Consider the following 17,285-nt stretch of genomic DNA (forward strand, 5'->3'; position numbering starts at 1 on the left):
CGATGCGGTTCGCATGCATGTAGTGGTCGGTACGTCGTGGATCCGCACACCGGCCCGCGGCGGCGTCGGCCCGCGAAGGGATCACACGATGGGGGCCACTCTTTCGATGAACCGTTCATGCCAGGGGAACGCAAAGGTCAAGAGAAGCTCAAGTAACCGTAATCCAGGGTGATTTGAGGCTTTCGTCCGTACGGCGGCTTACGAACGGGGTTGTGCGCCCCGTTCCTTGAGCATGCCGGCCATCAGCTCGATCTCCGACTGCTGCGCGTCGACCATGCCCTGCGCGAGCCGCTTCTCCACCCCGACGGTGCACTTGGCCACACACCCCTCGGCCATGTGGATACCGCCCTTGTGATGGTCCGTCATCAGCTGGAGATAGAGGATCTCCGCCTGCTTCCCGCTCAGCGACTGGAGCTTCTTCAGGTCGGTGTTGGTCGCCATGCCCGGCATCAGCGCGCCGTCCTTGCCGGAGGGCATGTCGCCCATGCCCATCCAGGTCATCGGCGGATCGGCCGACACCTTCGGCAGCTCCCACAGATCCAGCCAGCCCAGCAGCATCCCGCGCTGGTTGGCCTGCGTCTGCGCGATGTCGTACGCGAGCCGCCGCACCTCCTCGTTCTTCGTGCGGTCCCGCACGATGTACGACATCTCGACGGCCTGCTGATGGTGGACGGCCATGTCCCGCGCGAACCCGGCGTCGGCGGACGCGGCCGTGGGCGTCTTCGGGTCCGATCCGCCGTCCTCGGCGACCGCGTACGTGATCGCCCCGGCCGCTACGAGCACCGCCGCCGCGGCGCCCGCCACCCAGCCGATGTGCTGCCGCCTCACTTCATGACCCCACCGGTGCACGAGGCGCCCGGCTCGGGCGTCTGGGCGCCCTGAACGTAGGCGGCGAAGAACTTGTCCACCTCCGGGTCGCTCGCGCTCTTCACGCTCACCTGGTGGCCCCAGGCCGACAGGACCAGCGGGGCGGCCTGGTTCTCGTACGGGCTCATCAGCGAGTACGGCGTCTTCTTCACCTTGGCCGCGAGCGCGTCCACGTCGGCCTTCTGCGCCTTGCCGGTGTACGTCACCCAGACCGCGCCGTGCTCCAGCGCGTGCACGGCGTTCTCGTCCTGCACCGGCTTGGTGTAGACGTCGCCGTTGCAGTTGAGCCACACCGGGTTGTGGTTGCCGCCGACCGGCGGGTGCATCGGGTACGACACCTTGGTCGTCACGTGCGTCCGCGCCAGCTTCCCGGACCAGGTCTTCACGCCGTCCTTGCCGGTGGTGAAGTGCCCGGAGTCCCCGGAGTTCTTCGCGTCACCGCTGGAGACCGTGTTGTTCTTGCCGGAGTTGTCCGACTGCGAGTTCACGAGGACCACACCGCCGACGACGAGACCGCCGACGACCACCACGCTGGCGGCGATGGTGAGCGCTCGGTTGCGGCGCTCCCGGGCACGCTCGGCGCGTCGCAACTCCTCGATGCGCGCCTTGCGCGCCGCGCTGCTGCTGTTCTTGGCGGAACCCATGAGGTGTCCTTCTTGGGGGAAACGGACGTGGACGGTGGGGCTCGCTGATCGTAGTGCGCAAGGAGCGCCTGTCCGTAGGGAGGGCGCCGCAACCGGATAATTTGAACCCAGGATGCGCATTACCTACCCTCGCGGTATGCGGTTGCTGCGCTCCACCGACCTGGCCCTGCGAGTCCTCATGCGGCTCGCCGTCGCCGGTGACGCCACCCCCACGACCCGCCAGGTCGCGGCGGACATGGACGTGCCGTACACGCACGCCGCGAAGGTCGTGGCGGAACTCCAGCATCTGGGCCTGGTCGACGCCCGCCGCGGCAGGGGTGGCGGCCTCGCCCTCACCGAACGGGGCCGTACGGCCTCCGTGGGTACGGTCGTGCGCACCTTCGAGGGGGACGGTGACGTCGTCGACTGCGAGGGCGGCACGACCCCCTGCCCCCTGAACTCCGCCTGCCGCCTGCGGGGCGCCCTGCGCCGGGCCCAGGAGGCGTTCTTCGCGACGCTGGACCCGGTGACGGTGGGGGACATGGTGGCGGAACCGACCGGGCCCCTGCTGCTGGGCATCTCCAGGGGACCGCGGGGCGACTGAAGGGCCGCCGTTTGACCGGAAACGGCCGTTGATCGCCGGCTCGGGCCTCGTGAAAGCTGGGACCTCCGCATGGATCGACAACGGGGGTACGTATGAAGATCCTGATCTCCGGCGCGAGTGTCGCCGGTCCTGCCCTGGCCTGGTTCCTGCACCGTGACGGTCACGAGGTGACCGTCGTCGAGCGGGCCCCGGCCCTGCGCGACAGCGGCTACGCCGTCGACTTCCGGGGGCCGGCCTTCGAGGTGCTCGAGGAACTGGGCATCCTGGAGGAGGTCCGCGCGCACGCCACCGGGATGACGGGCACCGACCTCCTGGACGCCGACGGCGACCGCGTCGGCGCGTTGCCGCCCGAGACCTTCGCCGGTGAGCTGGAGGTCCCCAAGCGCGAGCTGACCCGCATCCTCCACGAGCACACGGCTCGGACGGTGCGATACGTCTTCGACGACTCGATCAACCGCATCGAACAGGACACGACCGGTGTCCGGGTCGGCTTCGAGCGGGCCGCCCCGGACACGTACGACCTGGTGGTCGGCGCCGACGGCGTCCACTCCGTGGTGCGCCGCCTGGTCTTCGCCCCGCACTCCGAGGCGATCCGCCACCTCGGCCTCTCGGGCGTCGGCTTCAGCACGGCCAACCACCTCGGCCTGGACCACCGGGGAGCGCTGTGGCAGACCCCGGGCCGTGCGGTCTACATGTTCAGCGCGGCGGACCGGGACCGGATGTCCGTCAGCCTGTCCTTCGCCTGCGACTCCCCGGCGCTGGACCTGCTGGACCGCGCGGAACAGGAGCGCATCACCCGGGACCGGATGGCCGGCGCGGGCTGGCTGCTGCCCCGCCTGCTGGAGGACATGTCCGCCGCCACCGACTTCTACTTCTCCTCGGCCTGCCAGGTGCACCTGGACCGCTGGTCCGAGGGCCGCGTGGTCCTGGTGGGCGACGCGGGCCACTGCGCCGCCCCGACCTCCGGCATGGGCACCTCCCAGGCCCTGATCGGCGCCCGCACCCTCGCCCGCCACCTCGCCGCCTGTGACGACCACGCCAAGGCCTTCGCGTCCTACGAGCAGGAACTGCGCCCGTACGTGACCGAGAACCAGGAGATCGGCCGGGAGGGGGCACGGCGCTTCGGGGCCTGAGAACCCGCGGGCCACCGCCACGCACGGCCCGCGTGGCGGTGGCCCGCGCCGCCCTATCAGCCCTGGGCGAGCCAGAGGTCCGGCCCGAACACCTCGTAGTGGATGTCCGCCGGAGCCACGCCCTGCTCGATCAGCTGTGACCGCACCGCGCGCATGAACGGCAGCGGTCCGCACAGGTACGCGCGTGTGCCGGGGTGCACGGGGACGTCGGCGAGGTCGACCAGGCCGGTGCGGGTGCCGGGCTCGGCGTCACGCTCGTAGAAGAAGTGCGTGGACGCGTCCGGGAGCTTGGCGGCGTACGCCTCGTGGTCGGCGCGCAGGGCGTGGTCGGCGGGGGAGCGGTCGCCGTGCACGACCGTGACCGGGGCGCCGTGGCCGTCGGCCGCCAGTGCGGCGAGCATCGCGATCATCGGGGTCACGCCGATGCCCGCGGAGGCGAGCAGGAGCGGCCGGCCGGCGCTGTCGCCGAGCACGAGGTCGCCGTACGGCTCGGAGAGGTCGAGGACGTCGCCCTCGCGCACGCGCGCGTGAAGGTGGTTCGACACCTCGCCGTCGGGCGTCGTGTCGTCGCCCTGCACACGCTTGACGCTGAACTGGCGCAGCGACTCGCCGGGCGCGCCGGACAGGCTGTACTGCCGTATCTGCCGGGCCCCGTCGGCCAGCTCGACCTGGACGGAGACGTACTGGCCGGCGCGGAAGCCGCGCACCGGGCCGCCGTCGGCGGGCCGCAGCCGGAAGGTCGCGACGTCCGCCGTCTCCTCGACGCGCTCCACGACCTCCCAGGGCCGCCGTCGCGTGCTGCCGCTCTCCTCGTACAGCCGCTTCTCGATGGCGATGAGCGCGTTGGCCATCAGCCAGTACACCTCGTCCCAGGCGGCGGCGACCTCGGGCGTGACGGCCTCGCCCAGGACCTCGACGATGGCGGCGAAGAGGTGCTCGTGGACCACCGGGTACTGCTCGGGGGCCACGCCCAGCGAGGCGTGCTTGTGGGCGATCCGGCTCAGCAGGGCGTCCGGCCGCCGGTCCGGGTGCTCCAGCAGGTGGGTGGCGAAGGCGGCGATGGAGCCGGCGAGGGCCTGCTTCTGGGTGCCTGCGGCCTGGTTGCCGCGGTTGAAGACGTCGCGCAGCAGTTCGGGGTGGGCGGTGAAGAGCCGGGCGTAGAAGCGCTCGGTGATCTCGCCGATGGCCGCGCCGACGGCGGGAAGGCTGGCGCGGACGGTGACTGCGGACTGCTCGGACAGCATCGTGACTCCTCACGGCTCGACTGCTCGGCTCGACGGATCGGCTCTGCTGGTCAGCACGCTATGAAAACTTGCATCTGAGATGCAAATTAAATGGACGTGGTGTCGCTCACGGGGGAAGCGGACCGGCCATTACGGATGTCGGTGCGAGCAGGCAAGATGGGCAACAGAGCAGTACACCTGCCGTACGACAGGCGTTCAGGCCGAGGACGCTCGGGCGATCAAGGTCCGCAACGCGCATGAAATGGTGTTGTGGTGGGATGCTCAGGTGCCCGACCGCCTCCCGTCACACGGGGGCACAGGCGGCCTGACCAGCAAGGATGGGGAAGCGGAAGATGGACAAGCAGCAGGAGTTCGTGCTCCGGACCTTGGAGGAGCGCGACATCCGGTTCGTACGCCTGTGGTTCACGGACGTGCTGGGCTTCCTGAAGTCCGTCGCCGTGGCCCCGGCCGAGCTGGAACAGGCCTTCGACGAGGGCATCGGCTTCGACGGCTCCGCCATCGAGGGCTTCGCCCGCGTCTACGAGTCCGACATGATCGCCAAGCCGGACCCCTCCACCTTCCAGGTCCTGCCGTGGCGTGCGGAGACCCCGGGCACGGCCCGGATGTTCTGCGACATCCTCATGCCGGACGGCTCCCCGTCCTTCGCGGACCCGCGCTACGTGCTCAAGCGCGCCCTGGCCCGCACCTCCGACCTGGGCTTCACCTTCTACACCCACCCCGAGATCGAGTTCTTCCTGCTGAAGGACCGCCCGCTGGACGGCTCCCGCCCCACTCCGGCCGACAACTCGGGCTACTTCGACCACACCCCGACCAACGTCGGCATGGACTTCCGCCGCCAGGCGATCACCATGCTGGAGTCGATGGGCATCTCGGTCGAGTTCTCCCACCACGAGGGCGCCCCCGGCCAGCAGGAGATCGACCTGCGCTACGCCGACGCGCTCTCCACGGCGGACAACATCATGACGTTCCGCCTGGTCATGAAGCAGGTGGCCCTGGAGCAGGGGGTCCACGCGACCTTCATGCCGAAGCCTTTCTCCGAGCACCCCGGCAGCGGCATGCACACGCACCTCTCCCTCTTCGAGGGCGACCGGAACGCGTTCTACGAGTCCGGCTCGGAGTACCAGCTCTCCAAGGTCGGCCGGTCCTTCATCGCGGGCCTGCTCAAGCACGCGGCGGAGATCTCCGCGGTCACCAACCAGTGGGTGAACTCCTACAAGCGCATCTGGGGCGGCTCCGAGCGCACGGCCGGCGCCGGCGGCGAGGCCCCCTCCTACATCTGCTGGGGCCACAACAACCGCTCGGCCCTGGTCCGCGTCCCGATGTACAAGCCCGGCAAGACCGGCTCCGCTCGCGTGGAGGTCCGCTCCCTGGACTCCGGCGCCAACCCGTACCTGGCGTACGCGTTGCTGCTCGCCGCCGGCCTCAAGGGCATCGAGGAGGGCTACGAGCTCCCGCCGGGCGCCGAGGACGACGTCTGGGCCCTCTCGGACGCCGAGCGCCGCGCCATGGGCATCGAACCCCTCCCGCAGAACCTCGGCGAGGCCCTGACCCTGATGGAGCGCAGCGACCTGGTCGCCGAGACCCTCGGCGAGCACGTCTTCGACTTCTTCCTGCGCAACAAGAAGTCGGAGTGGGAGGAGTACCGCTCCGAGGTCACCGCGTTCGAGCTGCGGAAGAACCTGCCGGTGCTGTAGGCGCAGGTCAGTGTGCGTATTGCTGCCGAGTGAGGCTCCGGGCCGACGGTCATGAACCGTCGGCCCGGAGCCGTCTCAGGAGTCCTGGGCCGTCTGTGGGCCGTCTGGCGTCGGTACGCGCTGCCCACTGCCCAGGCATGCACCCCTGACCGCTCGGCATCAGATGGGGTGTGGACCCGACGCGTGAGTCCGGGTTGCTGCGTCTGAGGTGCCGGCCCAGCGCCCTTAGGGTCATGCAGCCCTACTGCCTCGAATCTTCGTCTCCTGAGTCGAGGTCACGACGGCGCGGGAACGGCCCATGCACTCGCATTGCTGACCGCTGCAGCAGCTCGTCGCGAGCCGCAACGACGCTCTTTCCTCCCTGGTCGTCTTGCTCTTCTCTAGTCGTGATGCGGGCATGACGAAAGTGACATAAGTTACAAGAGAGGTCAATGGGAGGTGGAGATGGCCGGGCCCCGAGTCGATCGAGTGACGCGTCATCTCAGCGGGACAGCCGCCAGGCCACGGGAGCGAGCTTTGCGCGCTCGGGCGTTGAGTCGTCACCTTGACTCGCAGCGAAAGTGGCAAGAGGAGCAGGCCGGGGCCGTGCGCCCTCGTCCGCGTCTCGCGAGATCAGCTTGGCGAGCTCGGGCGTTGAGTCGGATCCAATACCTACAATCGCAACGAAAGCGGCAGGAGTGTCGTCGTCTGTCCGACGGTCGTGAGCGGAAAGCATTGCTCAGTGCGATGGAGAAGCATCTTCTGTTGGCGGAAGACGCGGCAGAACGTCGGCGTGGGCCGTTGCGCATGATCTCGGGGGCGTCCCTTGAGCAGGCATGGTCGAATGTGCGCGCCGCCGACTTGCTGCTGCTGAACCTTGTTTCGGATGCCGAGTTGGCAGGCTGGAGTAACGAAGTCTTCGCGATGGCCGAGCGTCACCTCAGACCAGAAGATTCGCGACGCGTTGAGTTGACGAAGAGAATGGGCCACATTAAATCCGGGCGCGTTGAATCGTATGATCGAGCGCTCCTGATTTGGGTAATGGATGCATCATACGATGCATTGGATGCCGAATTGGCCAGAGTTCGCAATCTCCGGAACGTCTTGTGGATTGCGTTCCTTTGCTTTCTGGTGTGGGATGCTGGAATAGTCATTCTTGGCTGGTTTTGGCCCGAAGTAATTGATCTATGCTTCAGGTCGCCCTCTACGCCTGACGGAAAGATCTGTCCTGCCGGAAATGTGGGCCCTAGCTCCAAAGACATCTTCGCGGTCGAGATCGCCGGGCTCATCGGAGCTGCGCTAACAGTAATAGTTGCTTTGCGTCGCATACAGGGCACGAGGGCGCCATTTGGCCTACCTCTTGCGGCTGCAGCCTTGAAATTGCCAACCGGTGCACTCACCGCTTTCCTGGGAGTCGTGCTTATCCATGGCGGGTTCGTAAGGGAGCTAATCCCTATTGACAACAGGGGTCAATTGCTGGCATGGGCTGTTATTTTCGGAGCCGCGCAACACCTGGTAACCCGCATCGTGGACGCGCACGCCGAAGAGGCACTGGCGGATATTGGGAACCTGACGGAGGCAGAGCGCCCCGGCGCAGCTAGACGCGAGGCTTCATGACGGCCTCGTCTACAGCCGTGCGCGTGCCTTTTGTGCTTGCCTCGCCATCGACAGCACAGCCAGCGTGGTTGCTCCGCTTGAACGCCATCGAGGGCCGACGGTCCAAACCGTCGACCCTACGGCGTCTCATCGGCTCTGAGGCGCGTCTGGACGGTCTGGCGCTGAATCGGTGGTGTCGTACATGCTCTCCACGGCCTTCCGGGCTCGCGCGTCACTGCTCGGCATGAGGTGCGTATAGACCCGGAGCGTGAACCCCGGATCGTTGTGTCCGAGGTAGTGGCTCAGGGCCTTGATGTTCTCGCCGGCGTCCAGCAGGACGGAGGCGTAGAAGTGCCTGAGGGCATGCATGCCGTGTTCGCGGGCAGCCTGGTGACGCTCGCCCGGCTGCGGCTGAGGGATCACTCCAGCCGCGACAAGGGCCGGCTTCCACGCGCGGTCGTTGAAATCGGTCCGCCGAACCGCGCCAGCACCATCGAGGCGGGTGAACAGCAGCCGCTTCGTGACCAGCGGACCGTCTGGTCGGAGCCACGGCAGGGTGATCTCTACCGGGGGGTACGTCTCGATATGCCTCTTGAGGATGTGCGCCACACAGTCCGGCAAGGGGACGTCACGGACCTTGTTTCGCTTCGGCGGGGCGAACACGAGACCCTCCTTCGTCACCTTCACCTGGTTCACGATGTGCAGCCATCCGGAGTCGAAGCCGATCTCGTCGACAGGAAGCCCGAAGATCTCGCCTTGCCGGAGCCCACATCCGCCTCCGAGATCGACCGTCTCACGGAAGCGCTCTGGCAGTGCTGCCCTTACGGCAAACACGCGCTCAGGGCTCCACGGCACGACGCGGCCACTTCCGGCAGCAGGAGGCCGCACAGATTGCGCGTGGCAAGGGTTCTTCGACAGGTGACCGCCGTCGACAGCCGCGTTGAGGACCGTCGATACGTTGTTGTAGATCACGCGCCGGTATGACGACGCAGGGACGGCCCGTTCCAATTCACTGAGCCAATCCCGGATGTGTTCCGGCTTGAACGAGCCGAGCGGCCGCGGCCCCAGATAGGGGATCGCGTGGCCGCGAATCGCGGACTCCACCGACTCTCGCGTGGTCATGTCGGTGGTCTGCGTGTTCAGCCACTTCTCGGCGTACTGCCGGAACGTCACTCGGCTGGCGGCAGGGTCCACGTACTGCCCCCGAGACATGTCCGCCTCGATGTGGGCAAGCCACTGGTCGGCCAGTCGCTTCTGTCCGTCGGGGAATGACTTGCTCTTCTCGGTTCCGTCCGGGCCGATCCGGTGGTGCAGCGTTCGCGGATGAACGCGCTGGTGGGGGAGGCGGTGTCCTGCGCTCGCAGCATCGAGAGTGAGGAACTGCCCCCGCCCGGCAACCCCCTCGCTGTCGCCCGCAGGCTGTTGCCGGACTCGGGCTGTCCGTCCTTGCCGGGGGCCATGTAGTGCCGGAGAGCCGGGCGTCGGAGATGACCGCGAGCGGCTTCCCGATCAGGAACACCGCGATACCCGGCTGCTCGGCGAACCCGGTCCAGGTGGCCCAGCCGGTCACCGCCGTGACGCTTGCTGCGTCACCGCTTGCTGGCCGTTTGAGGGGATCGGGCCATGGGCCCGGTGGTACTAGAGGCTCTCCTGCCGCGTCAGCACGGGCGCAATGCATCGCAGGTGCCAAGGGCCCTGAGGGGCTTATTCGAACTCCTGTGCGCCCTTGCGCATGCTCAAGCGTGCTGCATAGCGTCCCGCCATGCAGCCGTCAGCAGAAGAGGCCATACCCCCCTGTGAAACCTTCCTCGTAGCCGCACCTAATTACAAAGTCGACGTCCGAGTAGCCAACGGAACCCTTGAGGAATTCACCAAGATCGCGACAGGCCACGAGTTCAATCTCAAGCACTTCGACACCATTGGCGCCGGCAACGAGGGCGGGCGGGAGTGGATGCTGTGGGTGCACGCTGGCGGATTTACCGCGACAGCAACCGCGCTGTCGGTGGTGATTCGGACGTACATCACCCGCCGGAGAAACAACTCCGTCACGCTGTGGAAGGACGGCAAAAAGATCGCGGAGATCAAAGGTGAGATGTCGGCCGACGATATCGTGAAGATCCTCGGACAGCGCCGAACTCCGGAGCCGTAGCCAGCATGCTCTGAGCCTCAAAGCGCCCTCTGGCGAGGCCCAGGGCGCTGCTACCGTCCCGGGGCGGCCCGAAGGCTCGCTGTGAGCCTTGGGCCAGGCCGCTGTCGGGCCGTCTGTGGGCCGTCGAAGGGCGGCCCAGGGTGACCAAAGACGACTAATGACGACTGCTCGGGCACCTGTCAGCCCTGCATGAACGTCGATCGCGCGAGGTCGCTCAGGAGCCTCGTCACTTCCTGCGCAACAAGAAGTCGGAGTGGGAGGAGTACCGGTCCGAGGTGACCGCGTTCGAGCTGCGGAAGAACCTGCCGGTGCTGTAGGCGCAGGTCGGAGCGGATTTCCTGCTGATTCAGCGGAGGGGCCGACGGTCACGGACCGTCGGCCCCCTTGCGTCTCGCTTCCCCTGGGCCGTCCGACGTCGGATCGGTGCTCTCATACAGGCCGCCCACAGCCCTCCGGGCCCGTGCGTCGCCGCTCGCGCGGCGAAGGAGCGCAGAGCGGCCGGCTTCGGAATCCTGCTCCCGTACGGCTCCCGCGCGGCAGCCCGCGCGACGGACGTGGTGGGCGTCGGCTTCCGCGCAGCGGTGTTATCAAGGGTGTATGGAAGTATTTTCCGGGCGCCCTCGGGGTCCGGAACGTCATCCGCCCGTCGGGGGCTCGCGCGCACGTCGCGCCTCCCTGCTGGACCTGCGCAGTGCGGCCGGTCAGGTGTTCCTTCTCCAGGTCGTGATCGTGGTCCTGCTGGTCGTGGCCGCGGTGGGGGCCATGGCGCTCCAGGCGGCAAGTGACGCCCTGCAGCAGGGGCGTAGGGAGTCGATCATCGCGGCGGAGTCGTTCGCGAGCGCTCCCGGCGTGGCCGAGGCGCTGCAGAGCCCGGATCCGACGGCGGTGCTCCAGCCCCGGGCCGAGGCGGCGCGGAAGCGCGCGGGCGTGGACTTCGTCATCGCCATGAACACGGACGGGATTCGTTATACGTATCCCTACCCGCGGGAGATCGGGAAGAAGTTCGTCGGCACCATCGAACCGGCGCTGAAGGGCCGTACCGTCGTCGAGCAGGCCGGCGGGCCGCCGCTTCCCGCGGGCAGGGGGACGGACGTGCAGGCCGTGGTCCCGGTGACCGACTCGCACGGCAAGGTGGTCGGCCTGGTCTCCGCCGGAATCACGGTCAGGAACGTGGCGGGACTGTGGATGCCACAGCTGCCGATCATCCTGGGCAGCGGCGTAGCCGCGCTGGCGCTGGCCGTGACGGGAACGACGCTGGTGTCCCGGCGGCTGCGGCGGCAGACGTACGGCATGGCCCCGGTGGAGCTGGCGGAGCTGTACAGGCACCACGACGCGGTCCTGCACGCGGTGCGGGAAGGAGTGTTGATCACCGACGCCGACGGACGACTGCTGCTGGCCAACGACGAGGCGACACGGCTGCTCGGACTGCCGGCGGACGTGCGGGGGCGCCCGATGCGGGAGCTGGGACTGCCGGAGCCGATCACGCGTCTGCTGTCGTCGCCGGAGGCGGTCACCGATGAGGTCCGTCTCGTGGGGGACCGGTTGCTGGCGGTGAACAAGCGGCCGACGTACCCACAGGCCGGCTCGGAGGGCAGCGTGGTGACCCTGCGGGACACCACGGAGCTGGCGGCGGTCTCGGGGCGGGCCGAGGTCGCGCGGGAGCGGCTGAAGCTGCTGTACGAGGCCGGGGTGGGGATCGGGACCACGCTGGATGTGGAGCGTACGGCCCAGGAGCTGGCCGACGTGGCGGTGCCGCAGTTCGCCGACCTCGTGACGGTGGACCTGCTCGAAGCGGTGCTGCGGGGGTGGGAGCCCACGGCGGAGGGCTGGCGGCAGCTGCGCCGGGCGGCGATCGGCGGCGAGCAGCGGATGGTACCGGTGTATCCGCTGGGCGAAGTGATCACGTTCTCGCGCCGAACGCCGCAGATGCGGTCGCTGCAGGAGCGACGGGTCGTGCTGGAGGAGGACCTGCGGCAGGCGCATGGCTGGCGGGAACAGGATCCGGAGCGCGCCGGCAAGGCCCTGGAGTGCGGGTTGCGTTCGCTGGTGGCCGTGCCGCTGCGGGCGCGGAACGTACCGCTGGGCGTGGCGAACTTCTACCGGACGGTGGATTCCCCGGCGTTCGAGCCGGAGGACCTCACCTTCGCGGAGGAACTGGCAGCCCGGGCGGCGGTGGCCATCGACAACGCCCGGAGGTTCACCCGGGAGCACGCGATGGCAGTGACGCTGCAGCGCAGCCTGCTGCCGCGGCGGCAGCCGGAGCAGGACGCGCTGGAGGTGGCCTGGCGGTACATGCCTGCGGAGGCCGGGGTGGGCGGGGACTGGTTCGACGTCATCCCGCTTCCGGGCGCCCGCGTGGCTCTGGTGATGGGTGATGTCGTCGGTCACGGGCTGCACGCGGCGGCGACGATGGGCCGGCTGCGCACCGCGGTGCGCAACTTCTCCACCCTGGACCTGCCCGTGGACGAGGTGCTCGGGAACCTGGACGACCTGGTCGTCCGCATGGACAACGAGGAGAACACGGACGATGCCGGGGAAGGCCAGGAAGGCGAGGGCGTGACCGGGGCGACCTGCCTCTACGCGGTCTACGACCCGGTGACGGAGGCCTGCACGATGGCCCGTGCGGGGCATCCGGAGCCGGTGGTGGTGCGTCCGGACGGGACGGTCACCTGTCCTGACGTGCCGGCCTCGGCGCCGCTCGGCCTGGGCGGCTACCCCTTCGAGACCGTGGAGCTGTCCCTGCCGGAGGGTTCGCAACTGGTGCTGTACACCGACGGCCTCGTGGAGGACCGTACCCACGACATCGACGTCGGGATGGAGCGACTGCGCCGGGCGTTGGGCGGGTCCGGGGGCCGCACGCCGGAGGAGACGTGTCAGGCGGTGATCGACTCGTTGAAGCCGTCACACTCCTCCGACGACATCGCGCTGTTGACGGCACGTACCCGGAGGTTCCCGCGCTCGGACGTGGCGATGTGGGACGTGCCGCCGGACCCGGCGGTGGTTCCCTCGGTGCGGGCGCGCTGCCGGGAGACGTTGCTGGAGTGGGGGCTGGAGGAGGCCGCATTCGCCACGGAGCTGATCGTCAGCGAGTTGGTCACGAACGCCGTCCGGTACGGCTCGCCGCCGGTCGGCGTACGGCTGCTCCACGGACGCTCTCTGATCTGCGAGGTGTCGGACGGAAGCGGCACCTCGCCGCGCATGCGACGGGCGGCGACCACCGACGAAGGCGGGCGGGGGCTGTTCCTGGTGGCGCAGTTCGCCCAGCGATGGGGGACGCGGTACACCACTCACGGCAAGGTCATCTGGGCGGAGCAGCTTCTTCATGACGGCGCATCCGCCGCCTCGGGCCTCGCCCCGGTCGATTTCCTTCTCGACCAGTTCGATGATCCTGGCCTGTGAGCCGGCGTATCGAGTGGCATGGCGGGTCTCCCCGCGAAACGGCCCCACGGCGTTTCACCGCCCGGTTCCCGAAGCCGGCCGCCATCCCGCTGAGGTGGCTCCGGCCCAGGTTGTGGCGCAGGGTGGATATGTTCCGCCGTTGCGTACCACGCACCCCCGACATACGGGAGGGACACGTGCTCACCGTTCCCGCCTACGCCGCGACGTCCGCGACCGAACCGCTCACGCCCACGACCGTCGAGCGACGGGACCTGGGTGCGCACGACGTCCTGATAGAGATCAGGTACGTCGGTATCTGCCACTCGGACATCCACAACGTCCGCAGCGAGTGGGGCCCGGCGTCCTATCCCATGGTCCCCGGCCACGAGATAGCCGGCGTCGTCGCCGAGGTCGGCTCCGAGGTCACCGCGTACGCTCCGGGCGACCGAGTCGGCGTCGGCTGCATGGTCAACTCCTGCCGGGCGTGCGAACCCTGTCTGAGGGGCGAGGAGCAGTACTGTCTGAACGGCAACACCCTCACGTACGGCTCCGTCGACGAGGACGGCACCCTCACACAGGGCGGCTACTCCACGCACGTCGTCGTCAACGACGACTTCGTGCTCCGTCTCCCCGGCACTCTCGCCCTGGACGAGGCCGCTCCACTGCTGTGCGCGGGCATCACCACGTACTCCCCGCTGCGACGCTGGGGCGCGGGCCCCGGCAAGAAGGTCGCGGTCGTCGGGCTCGGCGGACTCGGTCACCTGGCGGTCAAGACCGCCCACGCCCTGGGTGCGGAGGTCACCGTCCTGTCCCAGTCGCTGAAGAAGATGGACGACGGCCTGCGCCTCGGCGCACGCGAGTACTTCGCCACCAGCGACCCGGCCACCTTCGAGCAGCTCGCCGGCGCCTTCGACCTCATCGTCAACACGGTCAGCGCGAGAGTCGACCTGGACTCCTACCTCGGGCTGCTCAAGCCGGGCGGAGCCCTCATCAACGTCGGTGCTCCCCCCGAAGCGCTCTCGCTGAACGTGTTCTCCCTCGTCATGCACGGCCACATCTGCGCCGGTTCACTCATCGGCGGCATCCGCGAGACCCAGGAGATGCTCGACTTCTGCGGCGAACACGGCATCGGCGCCGAGATCGAGATCGTCCCGGCCGCGAAGATCAACGAAGCGTTCGAGCGGATGCTCGCCTCGGACGTGCGCTACCGCTTCGTCATCGACACCTCGACGCTCACCTGACCGGCGCCCGCGCGAGGGTTCCGGGTGCCTCGTCAGCGGACCGGCTGACCGATGCCCAGCAGGTTGCCCTCACTGTCCCGGAACCAGGCGCCACGCTCGCCCCGGGCGCCCTTGCTCGGGTAGTTCCCGTCGATCTCGGCGATGCCGTCCCGGGTGTGGAAGCCGGGTTGGTCGACCTCCTCGAAGACCACCCCGCGTCGCCGCAGCTCCGAGACGACAGCCTCGATGTCCTCGACCTCCCAGGCCATCTGCGTGAAGGTGCCGGGCGGGGCTCCGGCCGACCGGAACACGACGAAGTCCGTGCCCCCGCACCGGTACAGCAGCCCGCCCGGGCGTTCGTCGACGGGCTCCAGGCCGAGCACCTCGGAGTAGAAGCGGCGGGCCCGGTCCAGGTCCTGGGCGGGCAGCCGCGTGGCCACCCGGCCCCGGGTCAGAAGGTTCGTGTCGTTCATGTCCCCACTGTGACCCGCCCGCCGCCCCGCTCAGCGCAGATACGCGGGCGACACCGCCGCCTTGCTGATCCGCCGCGGCTGCCCCGAGCCGTCCGCCGGGACCTCGTACAGGTCCGCGCCGTAGTCCCCGGGCAGGGCGTAGACGATCGTGCGGGCGTCCTTCCAGACCGCCTGGTCGTCCACGCTGCGCGGCTCGGCGAGGGGAGTCTCGCGCATCGTGTGCAGGTCGAGGGCGTACAGGCGCCAAGGGGCGTCCTTGGACAGGCCCTTGACCCGCTTCTTGTACGCGACGCGGGTGCCGTCGGGGGAGAGGGACGGACACTCGACGTTCGCGTGCAGGGTGGTGACCGTGCGCGTGCGCAGGTCGCCCCGGACCAGATAGGTGCTGCCCTCGGTCGCCAGCGTCGCGTAGAACGTGCGGTCGTCCGCGGCGAACGTCACGCCCCAGAAGTTGGTGTCCGCCGCACGGTACGGGTGCCCGTCCTTGACGATCCGGAAGGTCTCCAGGGACGGGATCAGCTCGCCCGTGCGGGTGTCCACGATCGCCGTGCGCGTGGAGAAGTTCGTACCGGCGTACGAGTCACCGCCCACGAACGCCGTCCAGGCGGCGAAGTGCCCGGTGGGGGAGACCCGGGCCCGGGACGGGATACCCGGGACGTCGTAGTGGTCCCGGGTGCGGAGACGGTCGTCCAGGATCAGGGCGCGGTAGGTGTCCGAGACCGGGCCGTGCACCGCCTGCAGGCACACTCCGGTGCCCGAGGCGGCGTAGAAACGCAGGCACTTGACGCCCGAGGCGGTGCGCGGCCCGGCCGGGTCCGAGGCCGGGACCGTCGTCAGCTCGTCGCGGTGCGGTCCCCACGCCATGTTGCGGAACACCATGCGGCCGTGCCCGGTCAGGGACACCGTGCTCGACGTGACCTCCGGGCCGCCCGCCTGCGTCTGGTCGCGGCGGTCCGAGCGCGCCGACGCGTGCAGGACGGACGCCACTGCGACCGCCGCCAGCGCGACGACGGCCGAGAGCAGGATCAGGATGCGGGCGCGTACGGTCATGCGGTGACGGTGCCTTTCGGGCGCAGGGTGAGGGAGAACGCCGCACACCCGGCCAGGGCCACCACCGCACCCACCAGAGCGGCCCGGTCGCCCCACACCGTCCAGGCGGCGCCGAACAGCAGCGAGCAGGCGAACCGGGCCAGCGCCTGCCCGGTCTGCACGACGGCCAGGCCGGACGAGCGCAGCGCCTCCGGCACGCCCTCCGAGGCCGCCGCCATCAGCACCCCGTCGGTGGCCGCGTAGAAGCCGCCGTGCAGGGCCAGGACGAGGTACGGCAGGGCCGTGCCGTGCCAGGAGGTGAGCAGCAGCGTGTAGGCGACGAGCAGGGCTCCGTGACCGGCCAGGAAGACGGTCCACCGGCCCACCCGGTCGGCGAGCCGGCCGAGCGGGATCGCCAGCAGCAGGAACGCGGCCGCCGTGCCGAGCGGCAGCAGCGCGAACCAGCGGTCGGGGACACCCAGCCGACGCTGCAGCAGCAGATAGACGAAGGAGTCGCTGACCGTGGCCAGCCCCAGCAGCAGGGCGCAGACGGAGATCCGACGCAGGTCGCGCCGGCGGAGCAGACCCACGGCGGCGCGCAAGGTGGGCCGCGTGTCGTCCCCGGCGGCGTCACCCTCCCGACGGCCACCCGGCACGAACAGCACCAGCACCAGCACCCCGAACACGGCCACGCAGAAGCTGACCGTGAACACCGCGTCGTAGCCGTCGACCGTGGCCCGCAGGATCAGGAACGCCACCAGCGGCCCGAGCAGGGCGCCCGCGGTGTCCATCGCCCGATGCACGCCGAAGGCGCGGCCCCGGGTCTCCGGTGTGCTGGAGAGCGAGATCAGCGCGTCACGCGGGGCCGTACGCAGTCCCTTGCCGGTACGGTCGGCGGCCAGAATCAGCCCGATGGGGGTGAGCGAGTGCGCCACCAGCAACAACGGCTTGCACAGCGCCGAGATGCCATAGCCGAACCCGGCCACCCACTTGTGCCGCCCGCCCCCGCGGTCGGCGAGATGCCCGCCCGCGAGCCGCACGAGCGCCGAGAAGCCGTTGTAGACGCCGTCGAGCAGGCCGAAACCCAGCGGAGAGAGACCCAGCCCCGTCACCAGGTACAGCGGGAGCACCGCGGTGACCATCTCGGAGGACACGTCGGTGACGAGACTGACGGTGCCGAGGGCGAGGACCGTGGGGGCGACCACGGCGCGGCGCCGCCCGGCGGAGGGCCGGACGGCACCGTCCGCGGACGTCGGCGCACCGGGAGCGTCGGCGCGGCTGTCCGCCACGTACACG

14 protein-coding genes and 2 pseudogenes are annotated in these 17,285 nt (G+C 69.2%); 8 read left to right on the top strand and 8 right to left on the bottom strand.

The features are described 5' to 3' along the window. Positions 1 to 198: 198 nt before the first annotated feature. Both ACIF83_RS30010 and ACIF83_RS30015 read right to left on the bottom strand, forming a co-directional pair. Positions 199 to 828: a DUF305 domain-containing protein gene (locus ACIF83_RS30010; protein WP_393465962.1), complete on the bottom strand. Its 630-nt coding sequence runs from the start codon at positions 826 to 828 to the stop codon at positions 199 to 201. Then, positions 825 to 1,511, bottom strand: coding sequence for a DUF3105 domain-containing protein (locus ACIF83_RS30015; protein ID WP_393465965.1), 687 nt, complete (start codon positions 1,509 to 1,511; stop codon positions 825 to 827). Before ACIF83_RS30015 ends, ACIF83_RS30010 begins: the two co-directional genes overlap by 4 nt. A 136-nt stretch (positions 1,512 to 1,647) precedes the next feature. On the opposite strand from ACIF83_RS30015, the gene ACIF83_RS30020 reads away from it, so the two are divergent. Together ACIF83_RS30020 and ACIF83_RS30025 are read left to right on the top strand one after the other, a co-directional pair. Then, on the top strand, positions 1,648 to 2,094 hold the full coding sequence (locus ACIF83_RS30020) for an RrF2 family transcriptional regulator (protein ID WP_393465968.1): 447 nt from the start codon (positions 1,648 to 1,650) through the stop codon (positions 2,092 to 2,094). A gap of 92 nt (positions 2,095 to 2,186) precedes the next feature. Then, the gene (locus tag ACIF83_RS30025) at positions 2,187 to 3,227 is read left to right on the top strand and encodes an FAD-dependent monooxygenase (protein ID WP_399731537.1); all 1,041 of its coding nucleotides are present in this window, start codon (positions 2,187 to 2,189) and stop codon (positions 3,225 to 3,227) included. 56 nt (positions 3,228 to 3,283) lie between these two features. Here ACIF83_RS30025 and ACIF83_RS30030 read toward each other — a convergent pair whose 3' ends face one another. Continuing rightward, positions 3,284 to 4,471: a globin domain-containing protein gene (locus ACIF83_RS30030; RefSeq protein WP_398137240.1), complete on the bottom strand. Its 1,188-nt coding sequence runs from the start codon at positions 4,469 to 4,471 to the stop codon at positions 3,284 to 3,286. 332 nt (positions 4,472 to 4,803) lie between these two features. On the opposite strand from ACIF83_RS30030, the gene glnA reads away from it, so the two are divergent. Next, positions 4,804 to 6,165, top strand: a complete 1,362-nt coding sequence (gene glnA, locus ACIF83_RS30035; protein WP_393465976.1) for a type I glutamate--ammonia ligase — start codon at positions 4,804 to 4,806, stop codon at positions 6,163 to 6,165. Between the two features lie 726 nt (positions 6,166 to 6,891). Then, complete coding sequence (locus ACIF83_RS30040; protein WP_399731541.1) at positions 6,892 to 7,761, top strand: hypothetical protein; 870 nt, start codon at positions 6,892 to 6,894, stop codon at positions 7,759 to 7,761. Between the two features lie 126 nt (positions 7,762 to 7,887). Here the strand turns inward: ACIF83_RS30040 and ACIF83_RS30045 are convergent, their stop codons facing one another. Continuing rightward, positions 7,888 to 8,934, bottom strand: coding sequence for a tyrosine-type recombinase/integrase (locus ACIF83_RS30045; protein WP_399731544.1), 1,047 nt, complete (start codon positions 8,932 to 8,934; stop codon positions 7,888 to 7,890). A 289-nt stretch (positions 8,935 to 9,223) separates the two neighbouring features. Then, positions 9,224 to 9,322, bottom strand: a pseudogene (locus ACIF83_RS30050) (site-2 protease family protein); the annotation flags it as partial. 180 nt (positions 9,323 to 9,502) lie between these two features. Here ACIF83_RS30050 and ACIF83_RS30055 point away from each other — a divergent pair. The 4 genes and pseudogenes from ACIF83_RS30055 (at position 9,503) to ACIF83_RS30070 (ending at position 14,508) form a co-directional block, all read left to right on the top strand. Next, on the top strand, positions 9,503 to 9,889 hold the full coding sequence (locus ACIF83_RS30055; protein WP_399731546.1) for a hypothetical protein: 387 nt from the start codon (positions 9,503 to 9,505) through the stop codon (positions 9,887 to 9,889). Between the two features lie 230 nt (positions 9,890 to 10,119). Then, positions 10,120 to 10,206, top strand: a pseudogene (locus ACIF83_RS30060) (glutamine synthetase); the annotation flags it as partial. 280 nt (positions 10,207 to 10,486) lie between these two features. Next, positions 10,487 to 13,288, top strand: a complete 2,802-nt coding sequence (locus ACIF83_RS30065; protein WP_399731548.1) for a SpoIIE family protein phosphatase — start codon at positions 10,487 to 10,489, stop codon at positions 13,286 to 13,288. A 176-nt stretch (positions 13,289 to 13,464) separates the two neighbouring features. Continuing rightward, entirely contained in the window at positions 13,465 to 14,508 is a 1,044-nt protein-coding gene (locus tag ACIF83_RS30070; RefSeq protein ID WP_399731551.1) for an NAD(P)-dependent alcohol dehydrogenase, read from the top strand. A 32-nt stretch (positions 14,509 to 14,540) separates the two neighbouring features. On the opposite strand, the gene ACIF83_RS30075 is transcribed toward ACIF83_RS30070, so the two are convergent. The 3 genes from ACIF83_RS30075 to ACIF83_RS30085 are packed head-to-tail and all read right to left on the bottom strand — an operon-like array spanning position 14,541 to position 17,284. Next, positions 14,541 to 14,960 (bottom strand): VOC family protein, encoded by a 420-nt coding sequence (locus tag ACIF83_RS30075; RefSeq protein ID WP_393465990.1) that lies wholly within the window; start codon positions 14,958 to 14,960, stop codon positions 14,541 to 14,543. Between the two features lie 30 nt (positions 14,961 to 14,990). Then, a complete protein-coding gene (locus ACIF83_RS30080) occupies positions 14,991 to 16,010 on the bottom strand; it encodes a TolB family protein (RefSeq protein ID WP_399731554.1) in 1,020 nt (339 codons plus the stop codon). After that, positions 16,007 to 17,284, bottom strand: a complete 1,278-nt coding sequence (locus ACIF83_RS30085; protein WP_399731557.1) for an MFS transporter — start codon at positions 17,282 to 17,284, stop codon at positions 16,007 to 16,009. Before ACIF83_RS30085 ends, ACIF83_RS30080 begins: the two co-directional genes overlap by 4 nt. Position 17,285: the final 1 nt, after the last annotated feature.

The organism is Streptomyces sp. NPDC085866 (genome assembly GCF_044541035.1).
In the GTDB taxonomy this organism is placed as follows: domain Bacteria; phylum Actinomycetota; class Actinomycetes; order Streptomycetales; family Streptomycetaceae; genus Streptomyces.